Here is a 21,821-nt window from a genome sequence, read left to right on the forward strand (position 1 = left end):
GGTGCGATCCAGCAATCGATTGCGCGCCGAGCACCCGCCCTTCGCCCCTGCGAAATCCGCATGGCTTTGCCGCGTTCCCGGGGCTAAAAGACGCCGGATACACCGGAGCAAGCCATGCAAGATCTCTGGCGCCTGTCGGCCGCCGACCTCGCCACCCTCGTCAAATCCAGGAAAGTGTCCGCGAAAGAGGCCGCCAAGGCCGGTCTCGCCCGCCTGGACGCCGTCAATCCCCAGCTCAACGCGGTGATCGACCACCGCCCGGAGGACGTGCTCAAGCAGGCCGACGCCATCGATGCCGCCATCGCCAGGGGCGAGGACCCCGGCGTCCTGGCCGGCGTGCCCGTCACCATCAAGGCCAATGTCGACCAGGAGGGCTTTGCCACCACCAATGGCCTGAAGCTCCAGCGCGACCTGATCGCGCGCGAGGACAATCCTGTCGTCGCCAATTTTCGGAAATCGGGCGCCATCCTGCTCGGCCGCACCAATTGCCCGGCTTTCTCCTATCGCTGGTTCACCACCAACCTGGTCCATGGCGACACCAAGAATCCCCGCGATGCGTCGCTGACGCCGGGCGGCTCGTCCGGCGGCGCCGGCTCGGCGGTCGCGGCCGGCATCGGCCATATCGCCCATGGCACCGACATTGCCGGCTCGATCCGCTATCCCGCCTATGCCTGCGGCGTGCACGGCCTGCGTCCAACGCTCGGCCGCATCCCCGCCTTCAACCCCGCGCTGCCGGAGCGCCCGATCGGGCCGCAGATCATGGCGGTCTCGGGTCCGCTGGCGCGCACCGTCAACGACTTGCGGATCTCGCTCGAAGCGATGTCGGCACGCGACATCCGCGATCCCTGGTTCGTGCCGGTGCCGCTGCAGGGTCCCGCACGGGACAAGCGCGCCGCGCTCTGCCTCAATCCGGGCGGGCTTGCCACCACGCCGGAGGTGAAGGCGGCGGTGAGCGATGCCGGCAAGCGGCTCGAGCGCGCGGGCTGGACCGTCGATGTCATCGAGGACACGCCGCCGATGCGCGAGGCCGTGGAGTGGCAGATCAAGCTCTGGCTCGGCGACGGCTTTGAAGCGCAGCTCGAGATGGCCGAGCGCGAGGGCGATCCCGGTGCGCTGGCCTGCCTGCGCGGCAGCCGCAGCAGGGTCACGCCGATGGACCAGGCCAACTACGCCAAGGCGCTGACGAGAAGGGCCACGCTGACGCGCGACTGGATGCTGTTCTTCGAAAAATATGCCGTGCTGCTGACGCCGGTGTCCGGCGAGCTGCCGTTCCCTGATCATCTCGACCGCAAGGACGATGAGTCCTTCAAGCGCGTCTGGGAAGCGCAACTGCCGCAGATCGCGATTCCCTTCATGGGATTGCCCGGCCTCGTGGTCTCCACCGGTCTGGTCGGCAAGGCGCCCGTCGGCGTGCACGTCGTCTCCGGCCGCTATCGCGAGGATCTCTGTCTGCTCGCAGGCGAAGCGATCGAGGCCGGCGGCGTGCCGCCGTCGCCGATCGACCCCGTGGGCTAGCGATGTCAGCGATCTACGACTTCAAGGCCAACTCGCTTGCCGGCGAGGAGGTCGCCCTGAAACGTTTCGAAGGGCAGGTGCTGCTGATCGTCAACACCGCGAGCAAATGCGGCTTCACGCCGCAATATCGCGGCCTCGAAGATCTGCATCGCGACCTCTCGCCGCGCGGCTTCTCCGTGCTCGGCTTTCCCTGCAACCAGTTCGGCGCGCAGGAGCCGGGGCAGGCGAACGAGATTCAGGCATTCTGCTCGACCAATTACGACGTCACCTTCCCGCTGTTCGAGAAGATCGACGTCAACGGCGCCAATGCGCATCCTCTGTACGAGTACCTGAAGCGTCAGCAATCCGGGCTTCTCGGCGCCTCCATCAAATGGAATTTCACCAAATTCCTGGTGGACCGTGCCGGCAAGGTGATCGCGCGCTACGCGCCGACCGCACGGCCCGAAGGATTACGCAGTCAAATCGAAACACTGTTGTGAGCGAGACAATCATGAGCGACGAATTTCCGGACCGCCTGTCGGTCGACCCGAACAGCCCCTATTACAACGCAGACATCCTGTCGCGCGACGTCGGCATCCGCTTCAAGGGTGTCGAGAAGACCAATGTCGAGGAATACTGCATCAGCGAAGGCTGGGTCCGCGTCACCGCCGGCAACGCCAAAGACCGCCACGGCAATCCGCTGACCATCAAGGTGCACGGCCCGGTCGAGCCGTATTTCAGGGATAAGAAGTAAGCGTATCGCGCGTCGGGCGCACCACACCCTCCGTCGTCATGCCCGGGTCAAGCCCGGCCATGACGAGTGGAAAGAGCCAGCCGGGAAGAGAACAAATGTCCGTCCGCATCGTCGACGTCCGCGAGATCACCAAGCCGATCTCGTCCCCGATCCGCAACGCCTATATCGACTTCACCAAGATGACGACCAGCCTCGTCGCCGTCGTCACCGACGTGGTGCGCGACGGCAAGCGTGTCGTCGGCTACGGCTTCAATTCCAACGGCCGCTACGGGCAGGGCGGGCTGATCCGCGAACGCTTTGCCGCGCGCATCACCGAGGCCGATCCGAAGTCGCTGCTGAATATCGCTGGTGACAATCTCGACCCCGACAAGGTCTGGGCCGCGATGATGACCAACGAGAAGCCCGGCGGCCATGGCGAGCGCTCGGTCGCGGTCGGCACCATCGACATGGCGGTGTGGGATGCGGTGGCGAAGATCGCGGGCAAGCCGCTGTTCCGCCTGCTGGCCGAACGCCACGGCCTCACCGCCAATCCGCGCGTCTTCGTCTACGCGGCCGGGGGCTATTACTATCCCGGCAAGGATCTCTCGATGCTGCGCGGCGAGATGCGCGGCTATCTCGATCGCGGCTACAACGTCGTGAAGATGAAGATCGGCGGCGCGCCAATCGAGGAAGACCGCACCCGCATCGAGGCGGTGCTGAAGGAGATCGGCAAGGACGCGCAACTCGCCGTCGACGCCAACGGCCGCTTCGACCTCGAGACCGGCATCGCCTACGCCAAGATGCTGCGCGACTATCCGTTGTTCTGGTACGAGGAGGTCGGCGACCCCCTCGACTACGCGTTGCAGGCCGCGCTCGCCGAATTCTATCCCGGCCCGATGGCCACTGGCGAAAACCTCTTCAGCCACCAGGACGCCCGCAACCTGATCCGCTACGGCGGCATGCGCCCCGACCGCGACTGGCTGCAATTCGACTGCGCGCTGTCCTACGGCCTGTGCGAATACCAGCGCACGCTGGAAGTGCTGAAAACTTACGGCTGGTCCCCCAGCCGCTGCATCCCCCACGGCGGCCACCAGATGTCACTCAACATCGCCGCCGGCCTGGGGCTCGGCGGCAACGAAAGCTATCCCGACCTGTTCCAACCCTATGGCGGCTTCCCGGATGGCGTGCGCGTCGAGAATGGCCACATCACCATGCTGGACCTTCCCGGCATCGGCTTCGAAGGCAAGTCGGATCTCTACAAGGAAATGAAGGCGCTGGCGGAGTAGGGCGGGGAATGCGAAGGGAGTGCCAGTGGATGGCTAGCCGCAATTATGCTCAGCGCTAAAGGTGTGGGGGGAACATCTTGAAAAAGCAAAAGGCGTAAGCCCCCATTGCTTACGCCTTTTGCCGAAACGCAATGGCTGTCCGCTTAGAGGACAGTGCCTCCATCACCACGTACCATAGCCGTGTCTCCTCTTAATCCGGCAAAGCTAACTTATTGAGTGTAACTAAACCGTCAATCCCTATTCAATTAGAATAAGGTACAGCTAATTTGGTTCAGTTGGAACTTCCTTCCACCATATCACAAATCCCTGTTTTGGCAATAAGTATCTGGAAAGACTGAAGTTATAAGTTCCGTTCCGCTCCGCTGAAGTGTCATCGTCGAATTCTGCCATGTGTATCGTCTTGGCCCTAACCGCGCGCTTGGTAGGCCCTTTATCAGTAATAGTTAATGTAATTCCGTCAGTCGGGAAGGCTGTTTGGAAGACTTCGCTATCCTCTTGCTCTTTTGCCATCGTATAGTCGAAGACAATTTCGATCTTTTGCTCCGGCTGTACTGTGATCTTCTTCACATCAAAAATGACAGCAGTGAGCTGATCGTTCTTGATGTCTTGGCGAAATTTCGCCTCAGCGTCGGTTAAGTCAAGGTTCTCCTCTTGGCCCTCAACTTTGACGACAACTCGAAGCACCCGGCAAAACTCCTTCATCTCATCGATAAGCGGGTTTGGTAACCCGATCCGTACGTGGAATTCGGCTGCATCGTTACCCACATTTTCAATCTTGAACCGAGCAATCGCGTTCACCTTGACGAATCTTTCCTCGCCTCCCCCCCGAACCGCGCAAGTGGCGTCCGAAATGGTGTAGGTCAAGTGAAGTCCACGGCGTATGAAGGTATGGTCTAGAAGAAGTAGATTTGCCTCACGGATGAATTCTTGCGGGAAGTTCCGACGAAACACGCCGAAGAATACGTTTCGCGCGATGCGCTCTATGCGGTCATTCCAGTGATCTTCGGTTTCTGACCGCGAAAAGAATTCAAAGGTGAACCAAATGATTACTGCGACAATGAGCGCAAATCCAATCTCATGAAAGATCGCAAAGCCGAATGACTCTCGGTCATGATAATAACGCCAATAGGCGATGGCCAAACTAAAGATGCCGAGAAGCGCAGCTATTGCCGCATTCCTATTGAAGTATGGCAGCCTTAGTTGCCGTCTGTCCAATATGCTCATTAGTATTCATTCCCGTTTCAGTTGAATGGTTTGATAATATCATCTAACGCCGCACTGCCAATAACCAGCCGTATTAAAGATGTTAGGAGGCGTCACGCGGCCATTATCGCCGATACGGCGGTCACGTTCGCTAGAACTAATTTTTTAGCTGAGTACTCGCTTTTGCAGATAAAGCAGAAGCGCTACGACAACCGCATGTCCAGCAGCCGTCGTCCTTCGCCCTTCAGCAGCTTCTTCACCGCGCTCGATGCCACGACTTCGCCGTCATTGGCATAGGCTTCGTGGTTCTTCTCGATGTCGTCGAGGCGGTAGAGGTAGTTGACCATCACGCCGGCCGACTCGCGCAGGCCCTTTGGCGAAAGATCCCCGAGCCAGTTGATGCGCTCGAGCCTTGCGCCGTTGCCGAGATGGAAGCGGGCGACGGAATCGATCAGCTTGCCTTTCGACGTGCGCGCCTTGAGGAAATAGTGCGCGGCGAGCGGCTCCAACACGCCGCGCAGCAGCGTCGTCGTCTCGGGGCTCTCGAACCATTTGGGATCGTCGAGGCGCTTCAGCGCCTCGCGGTCGTCGTCCGACAGCGGCAGATCCTTGTCCTGTTTCACCCACGCCATGAAGCCCGGCACCGGCGACAGCGTCACGAAAGTGTCGAGCTTGGGCGTCTCGCGGCGCAGTTCCTCGACCACCTGCTTGATCAGGAAGCTGCCGAAGGAGATGCCGCCAAGGCCGCGCTGGGTGTTGGAGATCGAATAGAACACGGCGGTGCGCGCACGCTCGATCGGCAGATGCTGACGGTCGACCGCAAGCAGCGGCGCGATCGCGCCCGGAATGGTCTCGGTCAACGCCACCTCGACGAAAATCAAGGGCTCGTCCACCATCGCGGGATGGAAGAAGGCGTAGCAGCGGCGGTCGACCGGATCGATGCGGCGGCGCAGATCGTCCCAGTCCGAAATCTCGTGCACGGCTTCGTAACGGATGATCTTTTCGAGGATGTTGGCCGGGGAAGACCAGTCGATCCTGCGCAGCACGAGAAACCCCCTGTTGAACCACGAAGAAAGCAGATGCGAGACGTCGCGATCGAGCGCGGCAAGATCGCTGTGCCCGTTCATCATGCCGAGCAGATCGGCACGCATGTTGACGAGCTCACCGGTGCCGCCGGGCGCGCGGTTGAGCCGGCGGATCAGCTCCTGCCGCCGCGGCTCCGAGGCGAAATGCAGCGAGCTCGCGTCCTCGTCGCTCGGCGCGGCACGCCATTTCTCGATTGCCTTCGACAGGCGCTCCCGGTCCGGGCCGAAATCGCGCACCAGTCCGTCGAAGAAGGCGCGGCGTCCCGCCGCATCCAACTGACGGTAGATGTCGAGCACCTCGCGCGCGATGGCGATGCCCGATGCTTCGCCCCGGCCCGACAGCAGCGCATCACAGAGCTCGATCAGCCCATCGGCATCCGGTCTGGTATCGGCGGCCTCGCCGCGACGAAGCAGCGTGCGGCCGCGCTCGGAGATGGTGGCGAGCAGGTCGGAGAAGAAGGCGTTGGCCATCGGGGCTTTCGTGTCAGTTTGTGCGTTGCGGGAAGTTTACACAAGATTTGGGCGGAAGCCGATCACAAATGAGCGGAGGAACGCGGCAACTTTAGCCGGGCCGTGCGTTTGGAGAATGGCGGCATGTCAGGGGAAGGCGGTGCGGGACTACACAACGCGCTGCCATGCCCCGCGCAGGCGGGGCAGCCAGTACGCCGCAGCTTCTTGGTACTAGCCGCGCTGTCTCGGCGTACTGGGTCGCCCGGTCAAGCCGGGCGACGACACCGAGTGTGTGGCAAACTCCGTCGGCGTCCGCCCCGTCACTTGCCGGAACGCGGCGGAAAACGCCGGCACGCTGGCGTAGCCGAGCTGGGTGGCGAGCTGCTTCACGGAGACATTGGCATCCGTCGATATCAGCTGGATCGCGGCGGCGATCCGCGCACGCTGGCACCAGCTCTTGAAGCTCAGCTGCGTCTCTGCGGAGAACAATCGCGACAGCGTGCGCGCGGAGGTCCCGACCTCGCGCGCCAGCGTGTCGATGTCGTGCAGGCCGGTGGGGTCGTCGAGCACGATCAGCGCGGCGCGGCGGCAGCGCGGCTCGTGCGGCAGCGGGACGAAGGTCGTGGAATCCTCGGCCTGGTGCAATTCCAGCATCACGAGCCGAACCAGCAGCTCAGTGCGCTCCTCGGTATTGCCAGTGTCGAACAGCGCAAGGATCGCCTGGTTCAGCAGCGGTGACACCCGCACCACGAATTCTTTGGTCAACCCCTCATAGCGCTTTTCGCGCTTCAGCCAGGACAGGTCGAAATACAGCGTGCGCATCTCGATGTCGGCGAGCAGGTCGAGGGCATGGTCGAGCCCGGCCGGGACCCACACCGCCCGGTCCGGCGGCACCAGCCAGCGGCCCCCGGGCGTCGTCACCTGCATAGTGCCCCTGGCCGCATAGATCAGCTGCGCCTCGCGGTGCAGATGCGGATCGATCCGCATGCCCTTGGGGTAGTCGCGCGCGACCAGGTGCACGCCGGCGGGCGAGCGGTGGTTGCTGCGGACCTCCCGGAGGATTGGCTTTTCCAAGGTTGGCTTTTCCAAGACAGTCATTGGCGGCATCCCGTCATGGGGAGGACATATAACTCATTTTCGAGCAGGAGAGGATTCGGGAATGAACAGCCCCAGCCGGGTGATCAGTTTCGTCAACGCAGGCCATTTCATCGACCATTATGCGATGCTGATCTTCGCCGCCGCGGTGATCATCATGGGCCCGGCGCTCGGCATGGCCTATTCGGAACTCTTGCCTTACGCGACACCGGGGTTCGTGGCCTTCGGCGCCGGCTCGCTGCTGACCGGCTGGCTGGGCGACCGCTGGAGCCGCCGCCACATGATGCTGATCTTCTTCGTCGGTATCGGGGCGTCGATGATCTCGGTCGGCCTGGTGCAGACCCCGACGCAGCTCGGCGCCGCCTTGCTTTCGATCGGGATCTTCGCCTCGATCTATCATCCCGTCGGCACCGCCATGATCGTGTCCTATGCCGACAGGCTCGGCCGCGAGATGGGCATCAACGGCGTCTGGGGCAATCTCGGCGTCGCCTCCTCGGCGCTGGTGACAGGCGTGATCGGCCAATATCTCGGCTGGCGTTTTGCCTTCATCGTGCCCGGCGTGGTCACGATCATGATCGGCATCGCCTTTGCGATGATAGTCGTGCACGAGGACCGCAAGGGTTCGAAGCAGGCGGCGGCGCAGGCGCGGGTGGCCAAGCAGGACATGTGGCGCGTGGTGCTGTCGCTGCTGATCGTGGTGATCGCGATCTCGACCACGTTCAACGCCGTCACCGTGGCTTTGCCAAAGCTGTTTGCGGAGCGGCTGGCGGATTTGACGAAAAGCCCGGCGCTGCTCGGCGTCATCGCCGCCTGCGTCTACGTGTTCGGCGCGATGACCCAGTATACCATCGGCCGGCTGCTCGACCGTTATTCGCTGAAGACGGTGGCCTTGCCGCTGTCCTTCATGCTGGCGCCGTTCCTTTATCTCGCCGCGAGCCTGAACAATCTGCCGCTGATCCTGGTGTCGATCGGCATCGTCATGGGCGCGTTCGGGCAGGTCACGGTGAACGACGCCATGGTCGGCAAATACACCAGCGAGGAATGGCGCTCGCGCGCCTACGCGGTGCGCTATTTCATCGGCTTCACCGCGGCGGGGGCCTCGGTCGGCCTGGTCGCCTGGCTCTACGAGCAGGGCGGCTTCGTCACCATGCTGCACGCGTTTGCGGGACTCTGCCTGCTAGCCATCGCCGCGGCGATCATCCTGCCCCGCGAGATCCGGACGCCTGTGGCAGCCTGAGCTCTCGTGTCCCGGACGCGCTGCAACGCGTAAGCGTTGCTGCGCAGAGCCGGGACCCAGGGGCTGCGAGTCGCCGTGTTGCATGGGCCCCGGCTCTGCAGCGCACCGTCGAAGAGACGCTGCGCTGCGTCCGGGGCACGAGAGCGGCGTAAAGGCCACCCCTCTCTCCCCGTCATTCCGGGGCGCGCGTAAGCGCGAACCCGGAATCCATCGGGCGGCAGAGACTGCGGACAAATGGATTCCGGCTCGTCGCTACGCGACGCCCCGAATGACTGGAGAGGCGTGGCTCGCGCCAGCCCGGCATCGGATGTCGCGGGCCATTGCACCTCACCCATCGTGCTAATCTGCCAGTGTTTTGCCCGACGACGCAAATTGCCTTCGCAAAGCCGAGAAACTTCCCAAGCTTTTTCAAGCACATCCCTACTGTGCATGGGGTTGTTTTCGCACTTTTGCGCCCATGGCCGGCCGCGGGCCGTTGGAACCAGTTCCACCCTCCGCGGGTTCTGTCCTGGTATCCCGACATCGGGGCGAGGGGGACATCACTGCATGCCATTGCGCCTGCTCCGTTCGGCTGGGCTCGTTCTCGCGGCGCTGATGCTCACGACCATTGCGGCCGGTGCTGAAACAGGAAAATCGACCGGCCCGTCCGAATTCCTGTTGGTGGCGCAGATCGTGCTGTTGATCGCGGTCGGGCGCGGTCTCGGCGAGATCATGCAGCGGATCGGCCAGCCCTCGGTGATCGGCGAATTGCTCGCCGGCATCATCCTCGGTCCTTCGCTGTTCGGCTGGATCTGGCCGGAGGCGCAAGCCGCGATCTTCCCCAAGACGCCCGAGCAGAAGGCGATGATCGACGGCATCGCGCAAGTCGGCATCCTGCTGCTGCTGTTGCTGACCGGCATGGAGACCGACCTCAAGCTGGTCAGGAAGGTCGGCAAGGCCGCCATCGCCATCTCGATCGCCGGCATCCTCGTGCCCTTTGCCTGCGGCTTCGCGCTCGGCGAATTCCTGCCCGATGCGCTGCTGCCGAATCCGCAACAACGTCTCGTTGCCTCGCTGTTCATGGGCACGGCGCTGTCGATCTCCTCCGTGAAGATCGTCGCTGTGGTCGTGCGCGAGATGAACTTCATGCGGCGCAATGTCGGGCAGATCATCGTCGCGACCGCCGTGATCGACGACACCATCGGCTGGATCATCATCGCCGTCATCTTCAGCCTGGCTTCGCACGGCACGCTGGATATCGCCTCGGTGGCGAAAGCCGTGCTGGGCACGCTCGCCTTCCTCGCCGTCAGTTTCACGATCGGCCGCCGCCTGGTGTTTCAGCTGATCCGCTGGGCCAACGACAATCTCGTCAGCGCCGCCGCGGTCATCACCGTGATCCTGCTGCTGATGTGCGCGATGGCGATGATCACGCATCTGATCGGCGTGCACACCGTGCTCGGCGCCTTCGTGGCCGGCATCCTGGTCGGAGAATCCCCGATCCTGACGCGGCAGATCGACGAGCGCCTGCGCGGCTTGATCTCCAGCTTCTTCATGCCGGTGTTCTTCGGTCTCGCCGGCCTTGCCGCCGATCTCTCCGTGCTGCGCGATCCCAATCTCCTGATGCTCACGGGCCTGCTGGTCCTGATCGCCAGCGTCGGCAAGTTCGGCGGCGCCTTCGTCGGCGGCACGGTCGGCGGCCTCAGCACGCGGGAATCGCTGGCGCTCGCCAGCGGCATGAATGCCCGCGGCTCGACCGAGGTCATCATCGCGACCATCGGCCTGTCCATCGGCGTGCTCAGCCAGAACCTGTTCACGATGATCGTCACCATGGCGATCGTGACCACGATGGCGATGCCGCCGATGCTGCGGGCGGCGCTGGCGCGGCTGCCGATGAACAAGGATGAGCAAGAGCGGCTGGAGCGGGAGGAATTCGAGAAGCGCGGCTTCGTCGCCAATCTCGAACGTCCGTTGCTTGCGGTGGACGAAAGCGTCAACGCCACCTTTGCCGCGCACATCGCCGGCCTGATCGCCGGCATGCGCGGCCTGCCGATCACCGTGCTGCATATCGGCAAGAACGCGAAAGAGCAGGAGAAGGGCCGCGGCGGGGAGGAGAGCCACGAAGCCGTGGTGAAGAAGGCGGCCGAGGCGGTGTCCGCCAACACCGAGGACGACACCGGCATCGTCGACATCGTCACCCGGGCGCGGCGCGCGGAGCTCGGCGAGACCATCGCCGAGGAAGCACGCAAGGGCTTCGACCTTATGGTCGTCGGCATCGACAAGGTCGTCGCCGGCAAGGACCGCTTTGATCGCGGGATCGAGGACATCGCCGCGCAGTTCGAAGGAGCGATGGCAATCGTCGCGGCCAAGGGCAAGCATCTGAAGCAGCCGAACCCCGACGGCCTCAACATCCTCGTTCCTGTGTCCGGCAGCAGCGTTTCCAAGCGTGGCGCCGAAATCGCGGTGGCGCTGGCGCAGGCCGGTTCAGGCTCGCTCCGGGTGATCTATGTCGCGACCACGCGCGACAAGGGCGCGCAGCGCGGCGCCTCCCACGGCCTCGGCCAGGAGGCTGGCATCCTCAAGGACACCAGCGATCTCGCCGCCCGCTACGACGTCGACATCACCACGACGCTGCGGGTGAACCGGGCGCCGGAAGCCGCGATCCTGCGCGAGATCGAGACCACCGACGTCGATCTCGTCGTCATGGGCGTCGATCGCATCCAGGCCGACCATCTCTCCTTCGGCGGCGTCGCCGACGCCGTGCTGCGGCAGTCGAAGGTCTCGGTGCTGCTGGTGTCGAGCGGTGAAGCGCGGCAGGCGGGAGCGGAGCAGGGTTGAGCGACGGTCTCGGTTGGCGGCGTTGCCTATTTCGCCTCCGCCACCGTCTCCACCCTCGGCGCCTTCCTGCTTGCCCGCCAGTTCTCGAACCGCTGCACCACGACGAAGAACGCCGGCACGAACAGCACCGCGAGGCAGGTCGAGGCCAGCATGCCCGAGAAGACCGTGATGCCGATCGACTTCCGTGCGCTGGCGCCGGCGCCGGTGGCGAGCACCAGGGGCACGACGCCGAGGATGAAGGCGAACGATGTCATCAGGATCGGGCGAAAGCGGGCGCGCGCCGCCTCGATCGCGGCCTCCAGAACCGGCTTGCCGTCGCGGCCGTGCAGCTCGAGCCCGACCTCGACGATCAGGATCGCGTTCTTGGCCGACAGCGCGATCAGCAGGATCAGGCCGATCTGGCAATAAAGGTTGTTGTCGATCTTGAGCCCGGACAGGATCAGCATCGGTCCGAGCAGCGACAGCGGCACCGCGAGGATCACCGAGATCGGCGCGTACCAGCTCTCATACTGGCCGGCGAGCACGAGATAGACCAGCAGCATGGCGAGCCCGAACACCCAGTAGATCTGGTTCGAGACCGCCTTCTCCTGATACGACATCGCGGTCCATTCGTAGCCGGTACCCGGCGGCAGCGTCTTGTCGGCGATCTCCTCCATCAGCTTCAGCGACTGGCCGGACGAATAGCCTTGCGCCGGCAGGCCGATCACGGTCGAGGACGGATAGAGATTGTAGAGGCTGATCAGCGACGGCCCCGTGGCCGGCGTGATCTTGGCGACGGTGCCGATCGGGATCATGTCGCCGTTCGAGTTGCGCACCATCATGTTGGCGATGTCGCGCTCGGTGACGCGGAAGGCGGGATCGGCTTGCGTATAGACCTGGAACACGCGGCCGAACTTGTTGAACTGGTTCACGTAGGACGAGCCGAGATAGGTCGACAGCGCCGAGAACACCTGATCGGTGGTGACGTGCAGCGTCTGGGTCTTGACGCGGTCGATCTCGACGTTGAACTGCGGCACCGAGGAACGGAACGAGGACTGCACCCGTTGCAGCGCGCTCTGGCTCTGGCCGTTCGAGACCATCGCGCCGGTGATCGCCTGCAGCTTGGCGAAATCGCTGTTGCCATCACGCAGCTCGACCTGCATCGAGAAGCCGGCGGCGTTGCCGATGCCCTGGATCGGCGGCGGTGGCAGCACGATCGTGCGGGCCTCCATGATGGTCGCGAGCTTGTCGTTCAACCCATAGACCAGCGAGCGCAGATCCTCGCCGGGCCCTTTGCGTGCCTCCCAGTCTTTCAGGATGATGTAGGCGACGCCGGCATTGGCGAGGCTGGCGCTGTTGTCGAGCGCGGAGATGCCGGCGATGGTGATGACCTGCTGGACGCCAGGCGTCTCCTTGATGATCTCGCTGGCGCGGTCGAGCACCTTCTGCGTCCGCTCCAGCGCGGCGCCGTCGGGCAGCTGGATCGCGGCGATCAGATAGCCCTGGTCCTCGATCGGCAGGAAGCCGGTCGGCACCCGCGACAGGCCGTAGCCGCTGGCGCCGATCACCAGAAGCGCGAACGCGACGGAGATCGTGGCGTGCTTCACGAGAAACGTGATCAGCCTGGTATAGCCGCGCTCGACCCGGTCATAGACCGCGTTGAAGCCACGGTAGAAGAAATTGCGCTGCTCCGGCGGCACCGCCGGGCGCAGCCACAGCGCGCATTGGGTCGGCTTCAGGGTCGCCGCGTTGATGGCGGACAGCAGCGCGGTCGCCGCGATCACCAGGGCGAATTGCGAATAGATGCGCCCGGTGAGGCCGGCGAGGAACGAGGCCGGCAAGAACACCGAGATCAGCACCAGGGTGATGCCGACGATCGGCGCGAACAGCTGGTCCATCGCGCTGATCGCAGCGTCGTGGCCGTTCATGCCCTTCTCGATGTTGTGCGCGGCGCCTTCGACCACGACGATGGCATCGTCGACCACGATGCCGATGGCGAGCACGATCGCGAACAGCGTCGACATGTTGATGGTGAAGCCGAGCGCCGCCATCGCCGCGAAGGCGCCGATGATGGTCACCGGCACGGTCGTCGCCGGCACCAGCATCGCGCGCCAGTCCTGCAGGAAGACGAGGATCACGACCAGCACTAGGAGGCCGGCCTCGATCAGCGTCATGTAGACCTCGTGCACGGAGGCCTCGACGAACTTGGTGGTGTCGAACGGCGTGTCGTATTTGATGCCTTCCGGGAAACGCTTGGCGAGCTCGACCATCTTCTTCTCGACGGCCTTCTCGACCTGCAACGCGTTGGCGCCGGGCGATTGGAACACGCCGATGCCGACGGCCGGTTGCTTGTTGAGCGAGAAGATCTGGCTGTAGGTCTGCGCGCCGAGCTCGACCCAGCCGACGTCGCGCACGCGCGTGACATCGCCGCTCGAGCCCGATTTGACGATGATGTTCTCGAACTGGCCGGTGTCGTCGAGCCGTCCGTTGACGTTGAGCGTGTATTGGAACGCCTGGCCCGGAGGCGTCGGCGGCGCGCCGACCTGGCCGGCGGCGACCTGCTGGCTCTGCTGCTGGATGGCGGCGATGACGTCCTGCGGCACCATCCCGCGGACCTGCAGCTTGTTCGGATCGAGCCAGACCCGCATCGAATACTGGCCGGCGCCGAACACGGTGACGTTGCCGACGCCTGGCAGCCGTGAGAGCTCGTCGCGGATGTTGATGGTGGCGTAGTTGCTCAGATAGAGGCTGTCGTACTTGGAGTCCGGCGAGGTCAGCGTCACGAACAGCAGGATCGAGGTCGACCGCTTCTGCACGGTGACGCCCTGGTTCTGCACAGCCTGCGGCAATTGCGACAGTGCGCTGGAGACGCGGTTCTGCACCAGCACTTGCGCGAAATTGAGGTCGGTGCCGATCTTGAAGGTCACGGTCAGCGTATAGGTGCCGTCCGAGCCGCTGTAGGACTGCATGTAGAGCATGTCCTCGACGCCGTTGACCTGCTGCTCGATCGGCAAGGCCACGGTGTCGATCACGGTCTTGGCGCTGGCGCCGGGATAGCGCGTGGTCACCTGCACGGTCGGCGGCACCACGTCGGGGTATTGCGCGATGGCGAGATTGAACAGCGCGACGCCGCCGATCAGGATCATCAAGAGCGCGATGACGTTCGAGAGGACCGGCCGCTCGATGAAGAATTTTGAGATCATGGCTGCAGCCCCTTACTTGGCCGAGGCTTGCGGCTGTTCGATCTTGGTCACCTGCGGATCGATCTTCTGGCCCGGGATCACCCGCAGCAGCCCCGCGATGACGACGCGGTCCTCAGCCTTCAGGCCGCTTTCGATGACGCGCAGGCCATTGTCGACCGGGCCGATCTGCACTTTGCGCTGCTCGACGACGTTGTCTGTGTTGACCACCAGCAGATAGCGGCCGCCCTGGTCGCTGCCGAGTGCCGTATCAGGGACGAGCAGGGCGCTCTTCTCCTGGTCGAACGGCACGCGCACCCGAACGAAATAACCGGGCAGCAGCACCCGCTTGTCGTTGGGGACGAGCCCGCGCACCGCCAGCGTGCCCGTCGATTGATTGAGGGTCGGCGCGACATAGTCGAGATGCCCCTCATGTGGATAGCCGGTTTCGGTCTGAAGGCCGATCTGGATCGGAAACTGCTTGAGGTTGGCCGGCGTCAATCCCCGGCGGGTCGCTTCGGCGCGGATGCGCAGCACGTCCTGCTCGTTGACGGTGAAGTTCACATAGATCGGGTCCATCGCGACGATGGAGGCGAGCTGGGTCGGCGAGGAGACGCCGACGAGCTCGCCGACCGAGACCATGTGGGCGCTGACGATGCCGTCGAACGGCGCCGTCACCTTGGTGTAGCCGTAATTGACTTCGGCGAGCTTGGTGTTGGCCTGCGCCTGCTGCAGATTGGCCTGGGCGTTGTCACGCGCCGAGGTGGAATTATCGAGCGTGGCCTGCGAGACCGCCTGGCGCTGTACCAGTTCGGCCTGCCGCTTGTAGTCGGCTTCGGACTGCCGGACCGAGGCCTGCGCGCCGGCCTCGGCCGCCTGCGCCTGTTCGAGCTTGAGCTTGTAGGTCTCGGGCTCGATCGTGAACAGCTGGGTGCCCTGCTTGACGAAGGTGCCGTCCTGGTAGTCGATCGATTGCAGAAAGCCCTGCACCCGCGCCACGAGATCGACGCTCTTGATCGGCGCCGTGTTGCCGGTGGCCTCGATGTAGCGCGTCACGGCGCGCTGCACCGGCGTTGCCACGTCCACCTTGGGCGGGGGCGGTGCCACGAACGTGTTCTTGTCCTCACAGCCGGCAAGCACGGCCACGGACGCCGCAGCGCAAAGGCCCCGCACGATATGCCTCCACGCTCCATTGCGGCGTGCGGGAGAGGCGGGATTCGCTGCGGTCATTCGGTAGCCCCCGATTGCTGTCTGTCGGTGCGGCAGGCTAGCAACAAACGGCTGGCCGTGGAACACCATAGCCATGGCAGTCAGCGGCCTTGCACTGCAACGAGCGATGTGGCCTTTGACAAGTTTATCACGACAAACCGCTTTTCACCGCGGGCGTGATCGACCACAATTGTGTCAAAGGCCGCGAGCCGAACGGAGCGGCCGGAAAGAAGAAAAGGTGAGGAGACCATGATATGCCAACGCCAATCAGGTCGGCCCTCGCAGGCCTCGTTCTCGCAGCGATCGTTGCCATGCCCTCGCTAGCTGACGGCCTGAAGGACGAGATCGCGCCCACCGGCAAGCTGCGGGTCGCGATCGCCATCAGCCCCGCGGGCGGGGCGTTCTGGTCGACCAAGACCGAAGCCGGCTATGCCGGCGTCCCCGTCGATCTCGGCAAGGCGATGGCGGCCCAGCTCGGCGTCCCCGTCGAATATGTCGTGCATCAGAATTCCGGACAGATCACCGACGCTGCCGGCAAGGGGACCTGGGACGTCACATGGTTGCCCAAAGACCCCGAGCGCGAGACCAGGATGCTGTTCGGCCCGATCTACGAGGTCGCGGACGCCACCTATATCGTCAAGCCCGGCTCGGCGGTCACCAATTTTGCGACGCTCGACCAGCCCGGCATCAAGGTCGCCGCCGTCAACGCCACCACCACCATGCGCGGCGCGATCGCGCATCTGAAGCACGCCAAGGTCACGGGCTATCAGACCTATGACGAGATCTTCGGCCTGTTGGAGAACGGCGAGATCGACGCCTTCGCGCTGTCCCGCGATCAGCTCAACAAGATGGCGCAGAAGATCCCGGGGACCAAGGTGCTGGACGAGACCTTCAAGAAGACGGTCACGGCCGTCGCCGTGCCGCTCGGCCACAACCAGGCGCTGGCCTTCGTGACGAAGTTCATGACCGAGGCGGTGACGAACGGCACCTTGCGCAAGGCCTATGACGATAACGGGTTGAAGGACACGCCGATCCGGACGGAGTAGGACGCCCGCAAGTTCAGCGTCGTGCCTGACTGCACTGCATCGACGACAAATGCGGAAGGGCTGGTGAGCCGTGGATAGATTACCAACCGGGGGCTTTGCCCGGCTCGTCCCTGAGCTGGACGTTTTTGACTTGGAGCAGAGCAAGAATTTCTGGTGCGAGATACTCGGTTTCCGGATCGCGTATCAGCGACCGGAGAATCGCTTCATGTACATCGAGCTGCAAGGATCCCAAGTCATGCTGAAGCAACAGAATGGCAATTGGGAAACCGGGGCTCTGCAACGACCATTGGGGCGCGGGATCAACTTTCAGATGTTCGTCGACTCCGTGGCACCTCTTCTCGAAGCTCTTAAGCGCGAGAAATGGCCTCTCTTCAGAGAGTGTCATGACGCGTGGTATCGGATCGCGGGAGAGGAGCGCGGCAACAGGCAGTTCCTGGTGCAAGACCCCGACGGCTACCTGCTGCGTTTCGCGGAGGATTTGGGCAAAAGATAACCTCTTCGAACGGTGCTTTCGAATTGCAGCCGCCTCGATCCGCCCCCGTCCGCCTTGGGGTCACGCTCCGGCGACCGGACCATGACCGCTCATCCATCTCCTACCGCGGCTTGATCTCCGCGTACTTCGCCATCGCCTTCTCGAATTTGCGGTTGAACAGCCACATCGCACCGAGGATTTCGCGGAAGCTCGCCGAATTGCGCGCGCGATCCGCCCGCCCGAACGCAAAGATGCTGTTGTTGCGCAAGTGCTTCATGATCGTGGGGCTGGACACCCGGTAGTTCAGGAGATCGCCGGATTTGAGCGCAGCCCGCGTCGGCGTCGGCACGATCTGGATCAGCTCGAACAGCTTCATCTGGTCGATCGGGTCAGGTAGCGTCTTCACGATTCCAGGAATCTCGCGGAACACGTCCGCATGCGCGTTCATCAGGCCGTCGCGCACGTTGGTCCAGTGGTTGAAACGGCGATCGGTGCCGCTGGCGCGCGCCTCCTCCTTGTCGTCGCGCGCGCTCAGGTGCGGATCGATCGCGGCGATCTCGGCCTTGATGGCCTGCCATTTCCTGTGGCCGTTGCGGTCCTCGGAGGGGCCGGTCTGAAAGCTGCCCATATAGGTGTTCGAGCGTCCGTTGCGAACGTTCTGCTTGCCGTTGGTCTCGGCAAAGAACAGCCCGAGGCTGATGCGCCCCGCGGCCGCGGCGTGGTCAGGCGCAAGTCCCTTGGCGCGCGCGATCACCGTGGCGAGATCGACGACGTCCTTGAACGGTGTCGCCGAATTCTGCGCATTGGCCGGCGGCGCCTCCATGACGTCGAACAGCTTCGAATATTCGTCGATCAGGGGCTCGATGTCCGCGTCGAAATAGGCCGGCGGGATCTCGAACTTGTTGGGCCGGCCGATCCGCGACGGCATCGCATCCGTCAGATCTTTGTAGCTGCTGATGACGGCGACGCGTGCCAGATACAGCGCCTGTCCCGGCAGGTTCGGTAGCGGCTCCCTGGCGTCGATCTGGCGCCGCCGCTCGGCGAGGATCGATTTGAAATCGGCGAGCGCCTTGTCATAGGCGGCGACCGCCTCCGTCTGCCGCGGCGTGAGCGCGCGCTGTTGGCCGGCGGCAGGCGCTGCGACGAAGAAGGCAACAACCGCAAAGATCGCGAGACGTCTGAATCCCATGGCCGTTTCCCATCGATTCGCTGGCCAGGGAGATCGTAAGCATCAGATGCAACGGCTGGCGAGACGCAAAATCCCGCTCAGCCGCAATTCTTATGCCGCCCGATAATCCGGCGCCGTCGCCAGGAACTTCGCGTATGCATCCGCATCCGGCGGCTGGAAGTGTCCGGCAAGGCCGCCGCGCTTCTGCTGCTTCGTGCCGATGTCAGCCATCAGCTCGTCGAAATGGCGGTAGTGATAGGGCGCGACGCAGAGGCCGCCATAGACGCCCGCGGCCGGCCGCTCGACCCGCTTGAAGTGCAGCATCATCTCGATGTTGTCGCGCATGGCCTGCGCCGTCGGCTGCCTGGCGAGCTGACCGTCGGCATAGCGCACCAGCCAGTTGGCGGCGAGGTCGGCACAGAGCACGGTGCAGAACGAGGAGTTGAAGCCGACGAAGCCGAGTTCGGGCAGATCAGGATTGGCGATCAGGCGGTAGAGCCGGTACTGCCCGTCGGCGTCGACCAGCTTCTGCCTGTAGGCCGCGGGGAGGAACGGCACGCCGAGCTTGTAGCCGATCGCGAGCACCGCGACGTCGGCACCGACGCGCTCGCCGCCGCTCATCACGATGTTGTCGCCCTCGTAACGATCGAACGTGCCGAACACCGCCTTGATGCGGCCGTCGGCGACCATCGGATAGAAGCCGGGCGTTGCGATCGGCACCGAGCAGTTGACGCCGTCCTCGATCCGCTCCTTCGGCACCATGTTGCAGCGGCCGAGCTTGAGCTGCGCCTTGAGCAGGCTCTCCAGCCCGCGCCAGTTCGCCCACACCAGCGGCGCGGCGATGCGGTGCGCGAGCCGCGTCACCCCGCTGATGCCCCAGCCCGGAAACATCTCCTCCTGCGCGCGGATGTAGAGGATGCGCTTGAAGTTCACGAGCCCGCCGATGAAATAGGGGATGCGCCAGACCGGCTCGCGCATCACGATGGTGACCTCGCGCGCGCCCGATTTCACCGCGTTGACCGCGATGTCGGTTGCGGATTTGGAGCCGCCGAGCACGACGACACGGCGTCCTTTCGCCAGCGAGGGATCGCCGTATGTCGAGGAGTGCAGGATCTGGCCGCCTTGTGCCAGGAAGCCGTCCTCGCCCGGGCAATGCAGCTCGCGCGGCTCGTTGAACTGGCCGGTGCACGCAGCGACGAAATCGAAATCCTCGTTCGTCGTCGTGCCCTCCTGGCTCTTCAGGGTGAGCGTCCAGCCCGGCTTGCCGTCGGCACGCCGCGCCATGCCGGCGACTTCGGTGCCGAGGCGCAGCATGCGATCGAGACCAAAACTCCTGGCGTAGTCTGCGAGATAGACGTGCACCTGCGGGCCGGTCGGCCATTCCGGATAGGACTCCGGCATCGCGCGGTCGGTGTAGCGATAGAGCTCCTTCGGGCTTTGCGTCTGCACATCAGGATAGGAGCGCGCCGGCTCCCAGACGCCGCCGAGATCGCCAGAGCGTTCGACGATGGTGACGCGGTGGCCGCGGGAGGAGAACGCCTTGGCGGCGGCGAGGCCGGAGACGCCGGCGCCGATCACGCAGACATGCTTGGGAGTGACCATGAGTTTGCTCGCAATCGACGTATTTTCCGCGCAAGCGGCCACGTTCGGCCGCAAAGCGCGCGGCCGGCGAGCCGGCAAGCAGATAAAGATGGACGAAGAGGCTAGTCGTTGGCCTCGGGCGGCAGGAAATCCACCTCGTGCAGCGCCGAGATGCGCACCACCTCGGCAGGGTCGGTCAGATTGTGCAGCTGCTCGAACAGCGCCTCCAGCTTCTGCATCGGCGAGACCCAGAACAGCGCGCGGCACGGCTTGTCGGATTTGTTGAAGTAGCCGTGCGGGATGCCGCGGGGCATGCGCACGAGATCGCCGGCATGGGCCTTGACCCATTTGCCGTCGAGCTTGAGGTCGAGCGTGCCTTCCTGCACCAGGATGAATTCGTCCTGGGTCGGATGAATGTGCACCGGCACGAACTGGCCGGGATCGCTGTTGGTCTCGAAGGCGAAGGTGGACTCGGTGACGGCCTTGGGGAAGTAAACCTGGCCCAGAATGTTCCAGCTCTTGCCGCCGTAGCCTGTGCCAGCGGCGGTAATGCCCTTTTCGAGTGCAGTCATGTCGCGCTCCCATTGGATTCCGGCGGAGATGGAGCTTCGGTCAACGCTGGGGGCCTGTCTATCCGCTAAACGAATCCGGCGACGGTTGTTGCCGTGCAGCACGACGATTTTGCGGGCGCGGCCCTTCTCGCGCCGGCGGAATTATTATAGGCTTAAAGCAATTCCGTGACGCGAAGCGTGGTCGACGATGTCCGCAGCCGTGCAGGAAATGAGTGCGAGGGCATCCGCAGCCGAACGGCTTGCGGCTTTCGCGCGCGTCACCACCGACGACGTCGACGAAGCGGCTGAAGAGATCGGGCGCATCTTCTGCCCGCACGATCTCGAGCCGGCTCAGGCGCGCGAGGCCTGCTTCTCGGCCCGGCACAATTGCGCGGCCTTTGACGGCTTTTCCATCAACTACGTCGCCTATGGGGGATCGGTCGGCATCGATCCCGGCTGCCTCGAGCGTTTCTTCCTCGTGCAGATCCCGCTCGCGGGCGCAGCCCATATTCGCGCCGGCAATACCGAGCTCGATGCTGCGCCGGAGCGGACGGCGTCGCTGCTGTCGCCGACGATCCCGACCCGCATGATGTGGCGCGATTGCGCGCAGGCGATCCTGCTGCTCGACCGCCGCATGGTCGAGCAGCGCGCCGCGGCGCTGTCGGGCCGGGCAGCGGGCACGGTCGAGTTCGATCCCGTGATCGACCTGGAGGCGCCGTCGGGGCGCGCCTTGCGAACCAGCCTCGCCGAGCTGATGCTGCTCGCCGAGCGTCTCGGTCCGTCCGGCCGGCTGCCCGCGGTCGCCATGGCCGACTGGCGCGAGCTGTTGCTCGATCATCTGCTCAATGGCCAGCGGCACGGCCTGTCGGATGCGATTGAAAGGTTCTCCGGCCGGGCCGAACGGCTGCCGCGCGCGCTTCGCACGGCGCGCGACCATCTTGCGGGCAATGCCAGCGAGCCGCTCGATCTCGCACAACTTGCCTGCGCCTCCGGCATCGGCATCCGCGCGCTGCAGCTCGGCTTTCGCCGTCATTTCGGCCAGTCGATTTCGGAGATGCTGCTCGACATGCGCCTCGCCGCGCTCCACGCCCGGCTTGCGCAAGGATCGCCCGATGCCTCCATCACCGACATCGCCTTCGACCTCGGCTTCACCCATCTCGGCCGCATGGCCGGTGCCTACCGCGAAAAATTCGGCGAGACGCCGTCGGCGACGCTGCGGCGAAGGATGAGCTGAGGCGA

General features: G+C 64.1%; 17 protein-coding genes. 9 read left to right on the forward strand and 8 right to left on the reverse strand.

Going from position 1 to position 21,821, the window contains the following annotated elements; translation table 11 throughout:
- Window positions 1-114: 114 nt before the first annotated feature.
- From SE92_RS30295 to tarD, 4 genes are all read left to right on the forward strand, one after another.
- Window positions 115-1,515 (forward strand): amidase family protein, encoded by a 1,401-nt coding sequence (locus SE92_RS30295; protein ID WP_063201801.1) that lies wholly within the window; start codon window positions 115-117, stop codon window positions 1,513-1,515.
- Between the two features lie 2 nt (window positions 1,516-1,517).
- Window positions 1,518-1,994 carry a glutathione peroxidase gene (locus tag SE92_RS30300; RefSeq protein WP_063201804.1) on the forward strand — a complete coding sequence of 159 codons (477 nt, stop codon included), beginning with the start codon at window positions 1,518-1,520 and terminating at the stop codon, window positions 1,992-1,994.
- Between the two features lie 11 nt (window positions 1,995-2,005).
- On the forward strand, window positions 2,006-2,248 hold the full coding sequence (locus SE92_RS30305; protein ID WP_041748727.1) for a DUF3297 family protein: 243 nt from the start codon (window positions 2,006-2,008) through the stop codon (window positions 2,246-2,248).
- 95 nt (window positions 2,249-2,343) lie between these two features.
- On the forward strand, window positions 2,344-3,513 hold the full coding sequence (gene tarD / locus SE92_RS30310; protein ID WP_063201806.1) for a D(-)-tartrate dehydratase: 1,170 nt from the start codon (window positions 2,344-2,346) through the stop codon (window positions 3,511-3,513).
- A gap of 261 nt (window positions 3,514-3,774) precedes the next feature.
- Here tarD and SE92_RS30315 read toward each other — a convergent pair whose 3' ends face one another.
- The 3 genes from SE92_RS30315 to SE92_RS30325 form a co-directional block, all read right to left on the reverse strand.
- Window positions 3,775-4,737 (reverse strand): hypothetical protein, encoded by a 963-nt coding sequence (locus SE92_RS30315; protein WP_063201809.1) that lies wholly within the window; start codon window positions 4,735-4,737, stop codon window positions 3,775-3,777.
- Between the two features lie 182 nt (window positions 4,738-4,919).
- Window positions 4,920-6,272, reverse strand: a complete 1,353-nt coding sequence (locus tag SE92_RS30320) for a malonyl-CoA decarboxylase (RefSeq protein ID WP_063201811.1) — start codon at window positions 6,270-6,272, stop codon at window positions 4,920-4,922.
- 210 nt (window positions 6,273-6,482) lie between these two features.
- Window positions 6,483-7,358 (reverse strand): AraC family transcriptional regulator, encoded by an 876-nt coding sequence (locus SE92_RS30325; protein WP_157095749.1) that lies wholly within the window; start codon window positions 7,356-7,358, stop codon window positions 6,483-6,485.
- Window positions 7,359-7,410: 52 nt separating this feature from the next.
- Between SE92_RS30325 and SE92_RS30330 the strand changes: the two genes are divergently transcribed.
- Window positions 7,411-8,583 carry an MFS transporter gene (locus tag SE92_RS30330; protein WP_063201817.1) on the forward strand — a complete coding sequence of 391 codons (1,173 nt, stop codon included), beginning with the start codon at window positions 7,411-7,413 and terminating at the stop codon, window positions 8,581-8,583.
- A 546-nt stretch (window positions 8,584-9,129) separates the two neighbouring features.
- The gene (locus SE92_RS30335) at window positions 9,130-11,397 is read left to right on the forward strand and encodes a cation:proton antiporter domain-containing protein (protein ID WP_063201820.1); all 2,268 of its coding nucleotides are present in this window, start codon (window positions 9,130-9,132) and stop codon (window positions 11,395-11,397) included.
- Window positions 11,398-11,423: 26 nt separating this feature from the next.
- On the opposite strand, the gene SE92_RS30340 is transcribed toward SE92_RS30335, so the two are convergent.
- Together SE92_RS30340 and SE92_RS30345 are read right to left on the reverse strand one after the other, a co-directional pair.
- Window positions 11,424-14,579 (reverse strand): efflux RND transporter permease subunit, encoded by a 3,156-nt coding sequence (locus SE92_RS30340; protein ID WP_063201824.1) that lies wholly within the window; start codon window positions 14,577-14,579, stop codon window positions 11,424-11,426.
- Between the two features lie 12 nt (window positions 14,580-14,591).
- Window positions 14,592-15,785, reverse strand: a complete 1,194-nt coding sequence (locus SE92_RS30345) for an efflux RND transporter periplasmic adaptor subunit (protein ID WP_063201827.1) — start codon at window positions 15,783-15,785, stop codon at window positions 14,592-14,594.
- A 233-nt stretch (window positions 15,786-16,018) separates the two neighbouring features.
- Between SE92_RS30345 and SE92_RS30350 the strand changes: the two genes are divergently transcribed.
- Both SE92_RS30350 and SE92_RS30355 read left to right on the forward strand, forming a co-directional pair.
- Window positions 16,019-16,810, forward strand: coding sequence for a transporter substrate-binding domain-containing protein (locus SE92_RS30350; protein ID WP_063201830.1), 792 nt, complete (start codon window positions 16,019-16,021; stop codon window positions 16,808-16,810).
- A gap of 70 nt (window positions 16,811-16,880) precedes the next feature.
- Window positions 16,881-17,303 (forward strand): bleomycin resistance protein, encoded by a 423-nt coding sequence (locus SE92_RS30355; protein ID WP_063201833.1) that lies wholly within the window; start codon window positions 16,881-16,883, stop codon window positions 17,301-17,303.
- Between the two features lie 100 nt (window positions 17,304-17,403).
- Here the strand turns inward: SE92_RS30355 and SE92_RS30360 are convergent, their stop codons facing one another.
- From SE92_RS30360 to SE92_RS30370, 3 genes are all read right to left on the reverse strand, one after another.
- Window positions 17,404-18,471, reverse strand: a complete 1,068-nt coding sequence (locus SE92_RS30360; protein ID WP_063201835.1) for a hypothetical protein — start codon at window positions 18,469-18,471, stop codon at window positions 17,404-17,406.
- A 90-nt stretch (window positions 18,472-18,561) separates the two neighbouring features.
- A complete protein-coding gene (locus SE92_RS30365; RefSeq protein ID WP_502686785.1) occupies window positions 18,562-20,094 on the reverse strand; it encodes a flavin-containing monooxygenase in 1,533 nt (510 codons plus the stop codon).
- A 59-nt stretch (window positions 20,095-20,153) separates the two neighbouring features.
- Window positions 20,154-20,603, reverse strand: coding sequence for a cupin domain-containing protein (locus SE92_RS30370; protein WP_063201840.1), 450 nt, complete (start codon window positions 20,601-20,603; stop codon window positions 20,154-20,156).
- A gap of 187 nt (window positions 20,604-20,790) precedes the next feature.
- Between SE92_RS30370 and SE92_RS30375 the strand changes: the two genes are divergently transcribed.
- Complete coding sequence (locus SE92_RS30375) at window positions 20,791-21,816, forward strand: AraC family transcriptional regulator (RefSeq protein ID WP_063201842.1); 1,026 nt, start codon at window positions 20,791-20,793, stop codon at window positions 21,814-21,816.
- Window positions 21,817-21,821 lie beyond the last annotated feature (5 nt).

It is taken from the genome of Bradyrhizobium sp. AT1 (assembly GCF_001590795.1).
GTDB lineage: Bacteria > Pseudomonadota > Alphaproteobacteria > Rhizobiales > Xanthobacteraceae > Bradyrhizobium.